The sequence below is a fragment of the Sphingomonas rustica genome, assembly GCF_039652585.1.
Classification (GTDB): domain Bacteria; phylum Pseudomonadota; class Alphaproteobacteria; order Sphingomonadales; family Sphingomonadaceae; genus Sphingomonas; species Sphingomonas rustica.
In genome coordinates this window covers 1-16,539 of record NZ_JBDIZK010000001.1, presented here as the reverse complement: position 1 = coordinate 16,539, position 16,539 = coordinate 1, and the positions used below count along the sequence as shown (strand labels likewise).

At 65.9% G+C, this 16,539-nt stretch carries 11 protein-coding genes; 4 read left to right on the top strand and 7 right to left on the bottom strand.

The genetic code is table 11. The annotated features are described in order from the left end of the window. Positions 1 to 150: 150 nt before the first annotated feature. The 4 genes from TPR58_RS00055 to TPR58_RS00040 form a co-directional block, all read right to left on the bottom strand. Complete coding sequence (locus TPR58_RS00055; RefSeq protein WP_346244550.1) at positions 151 to 2,163, bottom strand: ORC-CDC6 family AAA ATPase; 2,013 nt, start codon at positions 2,161 to 2,163, stop codon at positions 151 to 153. Positions 2,164 to 2,165: 2 nt separating this feature from the next. After that, a complete protein-coding gene (locus TPR58_RS00050; protein WP_346244549.1) occupies positions 2,166 to 3,140 on the bottom strand; it encodes a phosphoribosyltransferase-like protein in 975 nt (324 codons plus the stop codon). After that, positions 3,137 to 4,327 carry a DNA cytosine methyltransferase gene (locus TPR58_RS00045; RefSeq protein ID WP_346244548.1) on the bottom strand — a complete coding sequence of 397 codons (1,191 nt, stop codon included), beginning with the start codon at positions 4,325 to 4,327 and terminating at the stop codon, positions 3,137 to 3,139. The genes TPR58_RS00050 and TPR58_RS00045 overlap by 4 nt, the downstream gene beginning before the upstream one ends. Positions 4,328 to 4,828: 501 nt before the next feature. Continuing rightward, positions 4,829 to 5,731, bottom strand: coding sequence for an OmpA family protein (locus tag TPR58_RS00040; RefSeq protein WP_346244547.1), 903 nt, complete (start codon positions 5,729 to 5,731; stop codon positions 4,829 to 4,831). A 377-nt stretch (positions 5,732 to 6,108) separates the two neighbouring features. On the opposite strand from TPR58_RS00040, the gene TPR58_RS00035 reads away from it, so the two are divergent. After that, complete coding sequence (locus tag TPR58_RS00035; RefSeq protein ID WP_346244546.1) at positions 6,109 to 7,719, top strand: glycoside hydrolase family 43 protein; 1,611 nt, start codon at positions 6,109 to 6,111, stop codon at positions 7,717 to 7,719. A gap of 27 nt (positions 7,720 to 7,746) precedes the next feature. Here the strand turns inward: TPR58_RS00035 and TPR58_RS00030 are convergent, their stop codons facing one another. Next, the gene (locus TPR58_RS00030) at positions 7,747 to 10,374 is read right to left on the bottom strand and encodes a YadA family autotransporter adhesin (RefSeq protein WP_346244545.1); all 2,628 of its coding nucleotides are present in this window, start codon (positions 10,372 to 10,374) and stop codon (positions 7,747 to 7,749) included. A 329-nt stretch (positions 10,375 to 10,703) separates the two neighbouring features. On the opposite strand from TPR58_RS00030, the gene TPR58_RS00025 reads away from it, so the two are divergent. Further along, positions 10,704 to 12,563, top strand: a complete 1,860-nt coding sequence (locus TPR58_RS00025; protein ID WP_346244544.1) for an ABC transporter ATP-binding protein — start codon at positions 10,704 to 10,706, stop codon at positions 12,561 to 12,563. 16 nt (positions 12,564 to 12,579) lie between these two features. On the opposite strand, the gene TPR58_RS00020 is transcribed toward TPR58_RS00025, so the two are convergent. Both TPR58_RS00020 and TPR58_RS00015 read right to left on the bottom strand, forming a co-directional pair. Next, a complete protein-coding gene (locus tag TPR58_RS00020; protein WP_346244543.1) occupies positions 12,580 to 13,395 on the bottom strand; it encodes a DUF1206 domain-containing protein in 816 nt (271 codons plus the stop codon). A 455-nt stretch (positions 13,396 to 13,850) separates the two neighbouring features. After that, entirely contained in the window at positions 13,851 to 14,291 is a 441-nt protein-coding gene (locus tag TPR58_RS00015) for a hypothetical protein (RefSeq protein WP_346244542.1), read from the bottom strand. A gap of 126 nt (positions 14,292 to 14,417) precedes the next feature. On the opposite strand from TPR58_RS00015, the gene TPR58_RS00010 reads away from it, so the two are divergent. Together TPR58_RS00010 and TPR58_RS00005 are read left to right on the top strand one after the other, a co-directional pair. After that, positions 14,418 to 15,158: a hypothetical protein gene (locus tag TPR58_RS00010; protein ID WP_346244541.1), complete on the top strand. Its 741-nt coding sequence runs from the start codon at positions 14,418 to 14,420 to the stop codon at positions 15,156 to 15,158. Positions 15,159 to 15,538: 380 nt separating this feature from the next. Beyond that, a complete protein-coding gene (locus TPR58_RS00005) occupies positions 15,539 to 16,042 on the top strand; it encodes a DUF488 domain-containing protein (RefSeq protein WP_346244540.1) in 504 nt (167 codons plus the stop codon). Positions 16,043 to 16,539: the final 497 nt, after the last annotated feature.

Here is a 16,539-nt window from a genome sequence, read left to right as displayed (position 1 = left end):
TGACATGCTCGAGGGAAGCGCGTCCTAAGTGTCTGGCTAGGCTGATGCTTCGCTTTTCTGTCCCGCAACAGCCGATCATTGACCAAGCTTTCCCCTCGACGCGGCGGAGTAACCAGTCGATCTGCCCCCAAGGTCGAAAAGGCTGCATCGTTAATCCTCAAACAGCGGCAGCGGGGCGGGGTCGCTATTCGGCCGGCTGCGCCGAACGCCCTCGGGCACTGGCAGTTTCGCCTCGGCCATCCAGCCAGCTACTTCGGCGACATGGACGTAGATCGGCTCCTTCAGCCGCTTATAGTGGATGCGGAAATGCGGACAGAGTACGGGGTTCAAATAGAATTTTGTTCGCGGTACCCGGTCCTTCTCTTTGGTAGTGTGACTCGAAGCTATCAAGCTGCCATAATCCACCATCTCCCACAGAAGATCTTGGACGAAGGCGAATGCCGGAGCGGCGAGTTCGTCGTCCGGCAACGAAAAGCCATTGTGACCGGGATTGCTCATTCGCCGGTCGGAATGAAGCCTTCGGGCGAGAAACGTCCCTAGTAACTGGACGAAACGGCTTCTATCGCCGCTCCTCCCGGTTTCGCGCAGGATCTTGCGTAGCCAGTACTCGCTCGCTTTCAATATACCAATGGCCTGCAGATCGTCATCGATACGGGTTAGCCCCGTGTCGCGGCTTCGGCGACCCAGCTGGTTTTTGGTGTCCCAAATATTCTGGCAGATGTTGAGGAAAGTAAGGATATTACCACCGCTCAGCTCTATTACCTCCGATTTTCCGGACCAGATTGGGCGTTCCTGGCAACGTCCTGCGATCTGCACTAGCGCTAGTTCTACTCGCTCCTTGCGCCACCATTCGCGCTCAACGTCGGCGCGGATGGCTATTGTCAGTTCGCCGGGCAGTAGGCGGGTTGCCCGTGACGCTGTCCGGTCGGTTCGTTGCAGCGCCCTTGCCTCCAACAGACGCGCGTCTAGTGGATCACGATCGACCATATCCCTGAGCGCGGTTGAAAAGGGTTCGGGCCAGTCCGGATCGACTTTTACCGCGCGCGCCGGATTTGTCCCACCATACCGACGGGCCTTTTCCTGCGGCGCGATACCGTCCCCAAAGATGCTGCCCAGGAGCTTGTCGCCCTGCATGTCGTCCGACGCCAACCCGACATGCCGCAGCCTCCGCGCAAAGACATCGGCGACGAATCGTGGGAAAATATAGGTCTTCGGATTCTCCGGGCGCTTGAGCAGTAAGTCGAGATCGACAAACTTATAGTCCCGTTCCTCCTCAAGCTGCGCGGTCGATCCGAGAATACGCCCATGGTCCCTCCAAGCGTGGCCGCGTGTGCCGATCCGGTATGATACGGCTGGATCACGCCGGGCCAAGGCACGATTTATGACCGCGCGATAATCGGGCGTCCGTTCGTCGGGGGCAGAGATGTTAGCTAGTTCTTCGTATTGATCGACATGGATGAAAACAGGCACCTTATCCGTAATGATACCGGACCGTTTGAGCTCGGCAACGACGGTAGAGATAGGCGTTCCCATGTCGGTTTTAGTACCGCGGATGCCCTCATCCAAGTGGCGATCGTTCCGGTGTAGATAGCGAACAAAAGTGTTGATCCGGCGCCGCATGCTCGTCTCGACTTCCTCGATCGTCTGGCAGCCGGCGAGAGAGCCTTGGAAAACGGGATGGTCTCGGATGTTCTGAGTGAAGTCCTCCGTGCGCTCGCGGTCGAGCAACACGGCCGGATAGTGCTTTATCGCGCGATCTGGATTGGCAAGCTTGCGGAGCGACTCAAATAGATCGAGCAGGATTTGGTGATTGACGAAATCCGCGAAAAGGAGCGCATTCTCCTCTGGATCATCGGTGAGCCGCCGGTAGCCAAAATCCATGGCGTTGCAGTGCGCAAGATTGATCCCGGCGCCTATGAAGTCGCCTGTGACGCCCTGAACGGGGAATTGGGCCATTGCGCGTGCATATTCGCAACGCACATCGGCTTTTAGTAAAGTCAGGAGCATGCTCTTGCCGCTGCCCTGTATGCCCTTCACTACGACATTTCCGGGCAGGAACAGCGCTTGTGCATGTTCCACCAGAAAAGGGCTAAAAATTCCGACGAACTCGCCGCTCGTCAGGCGGTCGCCGACGTAGACTTCGAAAAAGGGATTGATCTGCATCGTTATGCGCGCTTCAGCCGAGGGAATAGCGGTTTCCAATCGTCGGTGGCATCCCAGAGGATTGGCAGCGAGTTGTTTGGACAGTTGGAATAGAGCGCCACGACAGCGCCTGTTCCCTTGAAGCCGTGGTGGCGTTGTGACGCTGCATCGGGTTCGGTCGGGCCAAGACGGGCTTTTACGCGGAGCGTCAGGTCGCGCACCTTTTGATGAAGCGGCGCCTCATTGGCGACTGGATCGGCTGCGAAGAGAGCATCGGCGGCGATCCTAAGCGCCGGTTCATAACTAACCATGGCATGGTCGTTCGCAATCCCATTGCAGACCTCGTCGCCCTTAGGGCAGACGACGAGGGGGCAGGCGAGGACCGGAAGATCAAAAAAATTGTTAGCAGCGAAGCGCACGACGCTCCCGATCTGGGTGCCGCTTCCTACGAAATCCTCAAGCAGAACGAGACGCCGCACATTTTCGGCTTCGAGGTAGGTCTTTATCTTTTCGACGTCGCCGAATTTGCGCAAGGACCGCCATTCGGGCCGATGAGACTTTCCAGTGAGTCCATTGACCTTCAAAAAGGCATTAATTCGCATGCTATCGGTCGCAGGACAGAACCATGTTTGTTCAACCGCTGTCTCGATCTGATGACCCGCTGCTGCGTCCGCTATATCAATATTGCATTGTTCTACTAGCCAACGCGTTACGGGACCATGAAAGGCCGCCCGGCATAGCGATTCAAATTCGGGCCTGCCAACGAAGAACAGTCTTTCGAGCAGTCGAAATAGGGTAAGCTGGTCGCGCTCGTCGTCAACATTGTGCAACCAGCGGTCTAGCCGGTTCTCGAAGCGGTCGAATTGCGCGGGCTCATAATCGTCCCACACCCGACGACCGAGATATTGCACGGTATCCAGGTCCAGCAGGGCCTCTTCGCCCTCGGCCCAATCACGTAGCCCCCAACGGATGAGGAGCGTCCGGAGTCGGTCGCTCATGCTGCCACCGGCAGGAGCACGTCGCGCACGAAATGGGCGAGCCGACCCGCCATCGGGGGAGGTACGGCGTTGCCGATCAAGCGGAACGCGCGCGCCTTGACGTCACCAAAGTCGAACTTGTCATGGAATCCCTGTATCCGGGCTGCCTCGCGGGGGGTCAGTCCTCGATGTTCGCGCGGATGCAGGAAGAGCGCTGGGTCGCCGAAATGGGTGTCGACGGTAGGCGAAGGACCATCGAGCGGCAGACGTCGAAATTTGCCATTATAGGTATGTTTTAGGTCGATGTAGTCGTCGACCCGACGGAGATAGTTGAGCGAGATGAGTCGCTCCACCTCAGCATGGCAGCAGCGTCCCAGATGTGAACAGACGCGATCGATCTCGACTGGGTCGGCATCGCCAAAATCACGTCGCCGGTCGCGCCGCCGCAACCGCACGATCGCCGTGAGTACGATTTTCTCGCTTTCCGTCGTAGGGCCGAAAACCTCTGGAATATCCCAAGTGTGAACTGCCGCCGGGCTAATGCGGACATTGCACAACTTCTGACCCGGTCCTATCCGCGCCGCAATATGCGCCTCTCGGGAGCATGGTCTGAACGGTAGCGGATCATGGCCCGAGGCGTCGCCAATCCCGGCGAGTGTCTCCATGAGCGGAGGGCTCGCCCGCGGTGCCAGATCGCACCGTACGGGAACATCCCCCCGCCACGCCAACAGAAACAAGCGTTTGCGCAACTGGGGAACGCCGCTACCTGGCCCTTCGGCGACGATCCTCTCTACCATATATCCACCGGCGCGGAGCATTGCCTCGACCTGTTCCCAGCGGCTGCCATGCCGGCCCGAAATCGCCGCTGGCACATTCTCCAGCACGAAGACCTTGGGTCGAACTGCCAAAGCGATTTCACCCGCACGAATTAGGAGATCGTTGCGCGGATCCTCCAGCGCGCGCTTGCCTGCGGTCGAAAATCCCTGACAGGGCGATCCGGCGAGAAGAACGTCCGCCGAAATTTGTGGTGTAGTATTTGAGAGGTCGCAGATCCTTGCGACATCGACGATATTAGCGTTGAACGTGTCAACGGCGACCGGATCGATGTCGAAGGCCGCGACGGGGCGGAAGCCTTCTGACTTGAAGCCTATGTCGAATCCGCCGCATCCGGCGAACAAGCTGGCTACGGTTGGCTGATTACCGTGCATGCACTACTCCGGGTCCACCGTTCACTGGCGCCGCAGACCCGGCCCCCCTTTTCGACATTGCTATATATCAGACCCGCGCGATACGAAAAGGGCGGCGGCGAACCGTCGAACGGACAAATATCGCGCGAAATAAATAGGCCGCTAATCGTGACGGCCGCACTGCATTGATCAAGAGCGATGGATGTCAGCGTGACGTCCGTCATGCGCAATTAATGACGTGATCAGTTTTGGCAGGTAAAGATTGAGGCCTCTTCTCAACCATAGGCGCGCCTCGTCTTTGTCGCGATCAAGGCGCCGGCTGCTCGGGTTGAGCAGGAGAAAAAAACGCTCAGTCACGACATCCGCGTTCGGCCCTTTGGGCTTGCGGCCCAATGGGAAAATGGAGCGCGAAGCGTGGTATGGAGTAAGCTACACTTAGACTAGCTGAGTGCGAGTTCGGCCGACTTTAGACTCAACCCCAAAAACCCAGGGGGCGGGCCATCACCCGCCCCCTGGCGTCTCTTACATCCCGTCCACGGCCTTGCTGACCATGATGTTCACCGCGACGCGGCGGTTCTGGGCCTTGCCCTCGGGGGTGCTGTTGTCCGCGGCCGGGTCGGCTTCGGCCATGCCCGTCGGAGTCAGCATGCGGTACGGCTTCCACCCGCACTGCTGCTGCATATAGTTGACCACCTTCGCCGCGCGCTTCTCGCTCAGCGCCTGGTTCAGGTCCTCGCCGCCGGTGGAGTCGGTATAACCGACGACCAGCAGCAGCGCGTTGTCGATGCCCTCGGCCTGATGCGCGGCGGCGCACAGGTCGGACTTGGCCTGCGGCGACAGCACCGCCTTGCCCACGTCGAAGTTCACGTTGGTCGTGCCCTTGACGTTATACTGGTCGATATTCGCCACGCGCCCGCGCAGCGCCTCGGTCGCCGCGGTCTGCTCGGAGAAGCCCTGCTCGGTGCCGGTGCGGATCATCGACGCGGTGCGCAGGTCCTTGTTCTTCAGCTCGATCTGGCTGGCCACCAGGCCGTCGGCCCATTGCACCGTCTTGATGCTCACCGGCAGGCCGTTGAGCAGCTGGTTCGACGCCAGCTTGTTGCTGCTCAGGCCCAGAAAGCCGCCCTTCGACTTGATCCGGGTCGCCTCGCTCAGGAACACCGCGGTGCGGGTGCCGTCGGCGGTCGTCACCTGCAGCTTGCCGTCCTTGCGCGCGGAAATCATGCCCTCCACCTCGGGGCCGGAGGGCATGCCGGTCAGGTCGGCCGGCGGCGTGCCGTTGACGATGATCGAGGGATCGGCCTCGGCCGCGGCGGGGGCCGCCTGGTCTTGGGGCATCTCCTGCGCCTGTGCCATCGCCGCCACCGGGGCGGTCAGCATGGCAAGCATCAACAGGGTCTTCGGGCTATTGGATGTGAAACGCATTGCGTTGCTCCTTACGCATAAACACCAGTCCTCATGGGATCGCAGCAAGCCGTCCGGTCGACGTCGCGGAGCCGCCGTATCCGGCCGGCGAGAAGCCCCTCCATCATCACCAGGATGTCCAACCGTCGCTGCACCTCACCATAAAGCGTGCCTTGGGTGTTCAGCCCAAGCTTTCGCGCAGATGAACGATCGCGGCGAAAGGGGTGATTCCGCCTACGATACGAGAGGAACTTGCGGTGATCCGAATAAAGCAAGCTGTGTGGATCACGTAGGAATCGGCCGATGAACACGCCCTGATCGCCGGCGCCCGACCCGCTGGCGCAATGCGTCCGGACCTGCTTTGATAGCGCTAACGTAAACGCCAGGGGAGTGATGTCATGGGGCAGGGCAGGGCGGGATCCGCGTCGAGAATCGGGGCGCTCGCGCTCGCCGCAACCCTCGCGGCGCCCGCCGCGGCCCAGGTCTGGCGATCGGACCAAGGCGACGGCACCTATCGCAATCCGGTGCTGTTCGCCGACTATCCCGATCCCGACATCATCCGCGTCGGCGACGATTTCTATTTCGTCTCGACCACCTTCGTGAACGCGCCGGGCATCGTCATCCTCCACTCGCGCGACCTGGTGAACTGGCGGCTGCTCACCCATGTCCAGCCGCGACTCGACGGCGATCCGCGCTACGACCTGACCGGCGGCGGCGACTATCGCCACGGCTTCTACGCCGCCAGCCTGCGCCACCATCGCGGCCAGTTCTTCCTGGCGATCACCCCGGTGGGACAGAAGACCCGCCTGTACCGAGCGCCCGCGATCACCGGCCCCTGGACCTACACCGTGCTCGACCGCGAGGCGTTCGACCCGGGGCTGTTCTTCGACGACGACGGCACCGGCTATATCGCGACTGCCGAAGGGTCGAACGGCACGATCACGCTGCTGACGCTCACCGACGACTACACTGCGGTGAAGTCCGCCCGCACGATCCATTATGTCGAGGGGGCCGAGGGGTCGCACCTGCTGAAGCGCGGCGGCTATTATTATCTCTTCAACGCGGTGCCGCGCCGGCTGTCGATGACGATCTCGCGCGCGCGCAGCCTGACCGGCCCGTGGGAGACGCGCCCCTCGATCAGCACCCGCGACCGCACCGGCGGGCACCAGGGCGCGCTGGTCGACCTGGCCGACGGCCGCTGGTTCGGCTTCGTCATGGTCGATGCCGGCGCGATCGGGCGGATGACCAATATCAGCCCGGTCCACTGGGTCGACGACTGGCCGATCTGGGGCACCCCCGACGCCCCCGGCCGCGTCCCCGATCGCGCGGCCAAGCCGATTTCCGGCCACCCCTTTGCCGAGCCCGCCAGTTCGGACGACTTCGCCTCGACCAGGCTCGGCCTGCAATGGCGCTGGAACCACAATCCCGACGACAGCCGCTGGTCGCTCAGGGAGCGTCCCGGCTGGCTCCGCCTCCACGCCACCCGCGCCGAGACTATCTGGCTTGCCCGCAATACCCTGACGCAAAAGGCCCAGGGGCCCGCCTCGCGCGCGGTCGTCCGCCTCGACCTGGCGGGCATCCGCCCCGGCGACGTCTGCGGCTTCGGCACCTTCGGCAAGATCAGTGCCCAGCTCTCGGTCCTGGGCCAGCCCGGCGGCGCCCGCGCGCTGACCATGCGGGTGACCGACTCGACCGTCGAAGGCCCGAAGGTCACCGTGCGCCAAGCCGCGCTGCCGATCCGCGGCACCCGACTATGGCTGCGCACCGACACCGACTTCACCACCAGCCTCGGCCGCGTCGCCTACAGCCTCGACGGCAGGCGCTGGACCGAAGTGGGCGACGACTTCCCGCTGATGTTCGACTGGCGCACCGGCACCTTCCAGGGGGTCCAGCTTGCCTTGTCCTGCTACAATCCCGGCGCGGACGGGGGGCGGCTCGATATCGACAGCTTCACGCTCGCACCGCTTCCGCCCGGCGATCCCTCGAAAAGTCCCGGCCGCGCGCAATAGGCCCGCGCGCAGCCGGGGAAGGGGGCGTTACCAGCCGAAGGTCATGCCGACCCGGCCGCCGGTCGATCCCTTGACGGTCGATCCGGCAAAGCCGCCGCTGACCCAGACATGCTCGCTCACCCGGGCGACGGCCGCGCCCGAAAAGCCCTGCTCGCCGCGATAGGTCGCCAGGTTGAACGAGATCGCGACGTTCATGTCGCCGGGGATGGTGGTGCCGCCCAGCGCCATCGCCGCGGCGATGCCGCCATTTGCGCGGCGTGCGCCCAGGTCGATCCGCGACTCCGCCGCGCTCATCCGCGAGCCCAACGTCGCCAGCTCGGTCACGTCGATCGTGGCGGTGGCCAGGTTGCCCGCGGCATCGCTGGTGACCAGGCTGAGCGCCCCCTGCTGCGCCGCCCGGCTGGCGGACGAGTTGATCCCCGCCATGGTATAGGTCGAGGCGCCCGATCCCAGCGCGACCTGGTTGACCCGCGTCGCCACCGCACCCTGGCCGATCGCGACGCTGCCCGCCGCGCCGGCATTGGCGCCGTCGCCCAGCGCCACCGCGGATGCGCCGTTGGCGGTGCTCTGGTTGCCCAGCGCCACCGCGCCCTGTCCGACCGCGCTGTTGTTGCGGCCCATCGCCACCGCCCCGGCACCGGTCGCGACATTGGGATCGCCGATCGCCACCGCGCCGTTGCCGGTGGCGACGTTGCCCGCGCCGATCGAGACCGCCTGGCCGCTCACCGCGCGCGCGCCGTTGCCGATCGCGACCGAGGATTCGCCCCCCGCAACCGAGTTGCTGCCCACCGCGATCGAGTTGGCCCCGGTCGCCTGCGGGCCCGGCCCGGTCATGTTGCTGCGGAAATAGGCGCCATTGGCCGCGGCGGCGTCGGCGGTCGCCTGGGCGGCGTCGGCGCTTGCCTGGGCCGTGTTGGCGGTCGTCTGCGCGGTGGCTGCGTTCGCCAGTGCGGTGTTGGCGGTTCCCTGTGCGGCATTGGCGGCGGTCTGCGCCGTCGCTGCGTTGGCGATCGCGGTGTTCGCGGTGCCCTGCGCCGCATTGGCCGCGACCAGCGCCTGGTTGGCCGTCGCGCCGCCCGCGGTCGCCGCCGCCAGCGCATTGTCGGCGGTGGTCTGCGCCGTCGCGGCATTGGCCAGCGCGGTATTGGCCGTCGCCGCCACCGCGTTCAGCTGGGCGACGTTGACCGCATCGGTCGCCTGCGTGCCCGCCGCGACATTGGTCAGCTGGCGCTCGGCACCCGCCGCGCCGACCGACACGCTGTTCGCGCGATCCGCCACCGAATTGGCGCCCAGCGCCACTGCATTGGTCGCCCCGGCGTTGACCTGCGCACCGGCGCCCAGCGCCACGCTGTCATCGGCCTGCGCTCCTGCGCCCGACCCGCCGGCAAAGGCGCGCGCGCCCGTCGCGACGGTCGCGCCGCCGCCGCCGCCCTGTCCGCCGATCGCGACCGACTGGAGGCCGCTGGCGACCGAATTGTTGCCCAGCGCGATCGCGCGCCCGCCCGATGCGGACGCCAGGAAGCCCAGCGACACGTCATACTGGCTGCCACTGGTCGCCGCGACGCCCAGCGAGACGCTGCCGAACGCATTGGCGATCGCATTCTGGCCGACCGCCGTTCCCGACTGGCTGGCGCGCGATCCCGATCCGATCGTCGTCGCGTTGAAGCCGGTCGCCGCGGCGTTATAGCCCACCGCGACCGAGTCGACATCGACCGTGCTGGCGTTCGCGCCCACCGCGATCGAACCGGTGCCGGCCGAGACGCTGGCCGACCCCACCGCCACGCTGTTCTGCCCGCTCGCGCTGGTCAGCGTCGGCACCCCGCTGATCGCGCCGCCCAGCGCCACCGCGCCGTCGCCGCTGCTGGTCGTGCCATAGCCCACCGCGGTCGCGGCAAGCCCGGTCGCCTGCGCGCCCGAACCCATTGCCGTGGTATAGTCGCCGGTCGCCGCCGCCAGCAGGCCGAATGCCGACCCGTTGCGCCCGGTCGCGTCCGCACCGAAGCCCAGCGCGATCGACTGGTCGCCCGCGGTGGCGAGATAGCCCATCGCGATCGAGCCGTAGTCCAGCCCCGTGGCATCGCGCCCCAGGATGATGCTGTCGGCCACCAGCGAGCTGGCGCCGTCGCCCATCACGATCGAGGAACTGCCCTGCGCGCTTGCCGCGCGGCCCATCGCGATCGACGCCTCGCCGCTGGCGATGCTGGTCTGCCCGATCGCGATCGACTGGTTGCCCATGGCCTGGGCGACCAGGCCGAGCGAGAGGCTTTCCGTGCCGACCGCGCGTGCGCCGAATCCGATCGCGGTCGAGCTGCTGCCCGTCGCCTCGGTCACCGCGCCGATCGCCACCGACGTGCCCGCCGTCGCATCCGCCGAATATCCGATCGCGACCGATCCGAACACCGCGGTGTTGTTCGGGCCGCCGACGGTCGACGCCTCGCCGATCGCGACGTTGGAATCGCCGTTCACGGTCGCGTCGCCGCACACGACATTGTCGTCCGATCCGGGGGCGAGCGTGCCCACGGGCGTGTTGGCGGCGTCGGGGCACTGGACATTCTGCGCCTGCGCCTGGCCGGCGGCGAGCATCAGCGCGAGCGTGCCCAGCGATACGGTTGCGAAGCCGCGCAGCGCGGTTCGGGTGGTGCGAGTGACGGACATGACGAGTTCTCCTCTGAGTTCGATTCTTCGACTTTCGGGAACTGGTCGGCTTACCGGCGACGCGATGCGCCCGGCCCGATGATGAACTGCTGACCCCTTTCCGGCCGCCATCCCCGCTGTCGATCTGGAAACGGGAGCCCGCGGCGGGACCGGACACGGCCCGCCGATTATTTTCTGCGCTGCCGCCGTCGCGCCGCCGTCGCGCCGCCGGACCCGCCCGACTCCCGCTCGTTTCAACCCGCCTGCGAAACGATGCATCCATTTGCGCTTTCATCGGTTCGGTTCTGCTGCATCGCAGCACGATGCCGTTCGGTGTTGGAGCAGGTAGAGTGCGTTTTCTGGAAAGCCCGGTCCGGTTTCTGATCCATTATGTCGCCGCGCGGCCGCTGGGCTTCCTGCTGCTCGGCGCGATCGTCATCACCGCCAGCGCCAGCGCGATCGGCGTCCAGTACGCGATGAAGCTGCTGGTCGACGCGATGACCCAGGGCGGCGGCGCGGCCGGCGCCGTCAACGCTGTCTATGTCGCGCTCGCCCTGTTCATCTCCCTGGTCGTCGCCGAAAGCCTGCTCCAGCGCTGCGGCGCCTTCCTCCTCGGCCACATGACGGTGACCTCGGGCATCCAGATCCGGCTCGACATGTTCGACTATCTGACCGGCCACCAGATGCCCTTCTTCCAGCAGCAGCGCGCCGGCTCGCTCGGCCACCGCATCGGCTCGCTCGCCGGCAATTTCGGCGCGCTGGTCCACCGGCTGCTGATGGAGGTCACCCCGCCGCTCGTCACCTTCGTCGGCGCGCTCGTCATCTTCATCGCCATCGACCAGCGCATGGCCGGCGTCCTCGCCGCGATCTTCGTCATCGTCACCGCCATCCTGGTGCGCCACGGCCTGCGCGGCCATGTCCACCACCGCGCCTTCGCGCAGAAGGCGGGCGTGGTCGGCGGCGAGCTGGTCGATCTGATCGGCAACATCTGGGTGCTCAAGGCCTTTGCCGCCCGCCAGCGCGAGCTCGACCGCCTGCGCGGCATCCTCAAGGAAGAGGCCACCGCCCAGCGCAAGGGCTGGTTCTTCGTCGAGCGAGTCCGCGGCCTCTATGACATCGCCATGGCGGTGATGGTCGCCGGCACGCTCGTCTGGGCAATCGGCCGCTGGTCGGCGGGCGCGGTCACCACCGGCGACGTCGTCATCATCGTCACGCTCACCTTCCGCATGCTCCACGGCGCGCGCGACCTCGCCATGGCCCTGATCGATACCAGCCAGCAGTTCAGCTATCTCGACGAGACGCTCGAGATCGTCGGCGTCCCCCACACGCTCACCGACGCGCCCGACGCCCCCGCCTTCGTCCCCGGCGCCGGCACCGTGCGCTTCGACTCGGTCGTCTTCGGCTACGACCCCGCCCGCCCGATCCTCCACGGCCTCGGCTTCGAGGTGCCGGCCGGCCAGAAGGTCGGCATCGTCGGCCCCTCGGGCGCGGGCAAGTCCTCGATCCTCCAGCTGGTCCAGCGCTTCTACGATCCCGATTCCGGCCGCATCCTGATCGACGGCCAGCCGACCGACGCCGTCACCCAGGAAAGCCTGAAACAGGCGATCGCGATGGTGCCGCAGGAGGTGCTGCTGTTCCACCGCAGCGTCATGGAGAATATCCGCTTCGCCCGCCCCGACGCCACCGACGAAGAGGTCCGCCGCGCGGCCGAGGCGGCGGGCTGCGCCGACTTCATCGCCGAGCTTCCCGAGGGCTATGACAGCATCGTCGGCGAACGCGGCACCTCGCTGTCGGGCGGCCAGCGCCAGCGCATCGGCATCGCCCGCGCCTTCCTCAAGGATGCCCGCATCGTCCTGCTCGACGAGGCGACCTCGGCGCTCGACACCGAATCCGAACTCGCGGTCCAGGCGGGGCTCGAGCGGCTGATGGTCGGCCGCACCGTGCTCGCGGTCGCCCACCGCCTCTCGACCATCGCCGACTTCGATCGGGTGCTGGTGGTCGAACGCGGCCGCATCGTCGAGGATGGCGCCCCCCAGGCGCTGCTCGCGCGCGAGGATGGCGAGTTCCGCCGCCTCTGGCTGCTCCAGGCCCAGGGGATGGAGCTCAGCGACATGCCCGAACCGCGCCTGCGCCTGATCGGCGGCAATGCGATGACCGGGCTCAACGACCGCGTCCAGGCCGTCTGGCGCCTCGCCTCGGGCAAGCGCTAGCGGGCAGGGCGAGCGGTCAGGCGCGCGCTACCGCCGGCAGCGTCACCCGGATCCGCCGATACCGCGCCTCGACGAATCCGAACACGCCGAACAGCGCCAGCCCGATCCCGATCGCCACCAGGATCACGACCCCGCCCGGCTGGTCGCGCATCGCGCCCAGCGCGTCGGACACGCCGCCGGCCTCCGCCGCCCGCGCTCGCCACGCCGCCATGAAGAAGAACAGGCTCATCACCGCGAACACCATCGCCCGCGCGCCATAGCCGATCCGCCCGATCGTCCGGGCAAAGTCGGGCGCCGGCACGTCGCCGCCCAGGTCCTCGGCGAACGAACCGGTCCACGCCTTCTTCGCCTGCAACCCCGATCCGACCAGCAGGCACAGCGCCACCGCGCCCACCAGCCACGGCCCGAACGGCTGTTCCAGCAGCCACGCGGTCCAGTCGCGCGCCGACTCGTCCCCAGGCGACGTCGTGCCGCCGCGCCCGGGATGCAGCGCCAGCCCGATCGCGCTCGACGCCAGCAGCAGGTGCGTCACCGCGCTGACCCCGTGGCCCACGCGCTTCAGCGTGTCCTTCGCATCCATGCCGACCCGCGCGCCCGCTACCGCCTCGGTCGCGCGCCACAGCGCATAGCCGATCAGCCCCGCCGCCACGATCCCCAGCACCACCGACGCCGCCGGCCCGCCGCCCAGGCTCGCCAGCGCCCCCTGATTGTCCGCCGCATCGCCGCCGGAGAAAGCGGTCTGCACCGCCAGCCACCCGACCAGCACATAGACGAGCCCGCGACACGCAAACCCCAGCCGCGCCAGCACCGTGGCAGTCCCATCGCTCAACATGATCGCGCTCCCTGTAGAACAGCGCCAACCCCCGTCCCCAGCGACTGTTCCCGTGAAGGACATGCGCCACCCCACGGCAAGGAGCATCCGCCCGACCCAAGCGCAACCATCCCCCTCCCGCTGTGCGGGAGGGGCCAGGGGAGGGCCTGTCCCCCAAATCCCCCCAATGAAACAACCACCCCAACCAACCCCAAAGATCCTCTCCCGGAGGGAGAAGGGGACCGCAAAGCGGTGGAGAGGGGGTATCCCCAGGCGAGGGCCCAAAAGCCAGACCGCGCCATCCCCCAGCCGCAACAGATTCCCCTCCCTTAAAAAGATCACCGGGTCGGTCATGCCCCCCGGCATGACCTGAACAGCGCGGGGCGCTGTTCACCCGTTGATGGGCTAGGGGTGGGTCGGCCGCGGCTCCAGCCCGACCTCAACGCACGCGAAAACCCCACTCCCAACCCAACCCCTCACCGAGCCACGATAAACTCAACCCGCTCCTCCGACGGCAACTCGATCGGATGCAAATACGCCTTCGCCTCGACCCCGATCTTCCCGTCGCGCGTCACCACTTCCAGCGAACATCCGTCCTCCGGCGAGTTCTGCGGCCCCAGCCGGTCCCCCAGCTTTGCATCCACCCCCGCCTCGTCCGGCCGCGCCGGATCGACCGGCGCATCGCCCGGCCGGAAGAACCCGGTCGCCGTAGAGACGAACCCCGGCCCGCCCTTGCGCGAGAAATAGATCCGCACCCCGCCCTCGATCGCAACGACATCGCGGACCCAGCAGATGCCGGGGGCGGGCGGGGGCGCGGGCGGCGCAAGGGGAGCGGGCAGGGCCGCGGCGAGAAGGGTGAGGGCCATCATGGTGCGAACTCCGACAGCGATCAGGACAGGACCGTCGAACGCCATCATGCACCGCTCGCGCCCTGTGTCGACCCGGGTGTCGCGGTCCGCCGATACGCGATGTGCGGACCCTCTGCCTCGGCCGGACCGAAAGCGCTTCGCGAACGGGCATGTGTTGCGCCATGCTCGGCCTCGATGAACAGCAGCATCCCGCCATCCGCTCCCGCCGGCCGCTTCGATCGCCCGGTCCCGTCGAGGCGTGCGCGCAACTGGCGGCGATGGCTGGTCCTTGGCGGGATCGGGCTGGCGTCATGGATCATCCTGTTTGCCGCATGGATCGGCGTGGCCTTCCTGCGCGGGTCGACCGATCGGGATGCCGGCGCGGTCGCGCTCAACCTCGTCCTGACCTGCTTCATCGGCACCATCGGCCTGATCGCAATGCACCGCGGACTGTATCGCCGGTTCCTGCACGTCGATCGCAGGCGCGCCGCCGGCACGGTGCCGTCGGGAGAGTCCGGCCCGGCCTTCGGATTGGAGCCGAACGGTCCGCTGCCCCGCATCGACTGGCCCTGGATGCTGCGGCTGCGTCACGCGGTGCTGTATGCCGTCGGCATCCTGACCCTGCTCTACGCCTTCGCGCCCTATCAGAATCAGCTGGCGATCCTGCGGTTCGTGACCGCGCACAGCGCCGGCCGGTCCTCGGCGGGGAGCCTCGGCGTGCTGCTGTTCGGCTATCTGCCGATGGTCGCGCTCGGCATGCTGGCGATGCTCCTGACCTGGCGCCAGATGCGGCGACGCGATGCGGGGCTGCTCCGGCCAGACGAGACGCTGCTCCTCGAAGCGGAAACGTCATGGCTGTTCTCCTACGCCGCGGCGTTTGCTATGGCGGTGTTTCTTTGCCGCTGGGCCGGCAGCATGATCATGGCCTATCTTTGAGTTGCGCCTGCGCGACGCCCCCTGCCGGAGCAGATCGCGCAGCGTCCGGCTGTCGACAAACGGATGGAGCAGGTGAAGCCCGTCGATCCGTCGCGTGACGGCCGGGCCTTCGTCCGAAAACGGGGCGCGGGAGGCAGTAGGTGCCGCTGCGGCCGATGAGTTCGCGGGCTCAATGACCTAGGCGGCGAGCAGCCTCAGAGCATCGGCGAAGATCAACACGGCGTGTTGCGAGCCTTTGTTGACCTGAACCCCGTACTGGACGACTATCGCGTTACCATACGAGCGGTGAATATCCCGGCTCGCCGCAGGTCCAGGCGCAGCTTGCCACTTGAAGGACGCATTTCACATTTCCGACTCGATTGGTCCATACAACGCCTCCTATGCAGACTGTCTTCACCATCGGATACGAGAGCGCCACGCTCTCGGATTTTATCGCCACGCTACAGGTCGCGGGAGTTCGGCGGGTTGTCGACGTCCGGGAGCTTCCCCAATCGCGACGGCCGGGGTTCTCGAAAAACGTCCTGCGAACTGCGCTAGAAGCGCATGGTATCGCCTATGAGCATCGCAAGCCCCTTGGTGATCCGAAGGCGGGGCGGGAAGCTGCTCGGGCGGGCAGGCACGATGAGTTCAGGCAAATCTTCAAAGCTCACATGGAAACGAGCGCTGCACGCGACGAACTCGCAGCGCTGCGCAAGGTACTGGAGACCGAATGCTGTGTCCTGCTTTGCTACGAGCGGGACCATCGGCACTGCCACCGCCAGCTCTTGTGCGATGATCTGCAGCGATTAGGTTCTTTCCAGGTCAAGCACATCGGCGTCCAGCCGGACGCTGGCCGGAGGGGAGCACATAGCGATGGGGCCGAGCGGCGCGCTGGAGCATGTTGAGGATGAGGCTTTCGTAATCGTCAAGGCTGCGCCGCGAGTCAGCCAGCAGTACGGCGCGACGGTCTGCTGCGCCGCAATTGACAGAAACGGGTGCTGGGTCAGGCTCTATCCAGTATCGTTCCGTTATCTTGAGCAGCGGCAGCAATTTAGACGTTGGGACCGCATACGGTACCGGTGGCGACGACCGCGCGCTGCCGCAGATCAGCGTAGTGAGTCCCGTCGCGTTGATGACAAGTCGATTGAGGTAGTCGGCGCACTTCCCAAGGCTGAACGCTCCGAGCTTCTGCATCGCACAGCGGTGACCAGTCTGAAGGCTCAACGTGCTGCTGAGCGCAGTTTAGCCCTGCTCCAGATGGAGTTTGTGCGTTTCGATAGTAAGCGTGGTCTGGAAACCGCGGAGCGGTGATAACTGGTGGTTAGCGGTTGCTACAAACGCATCAGGATTTGAGCAGCAATAGCTCACCGTCGACGAAGCCAATGCCGATCCCTCTGACGGC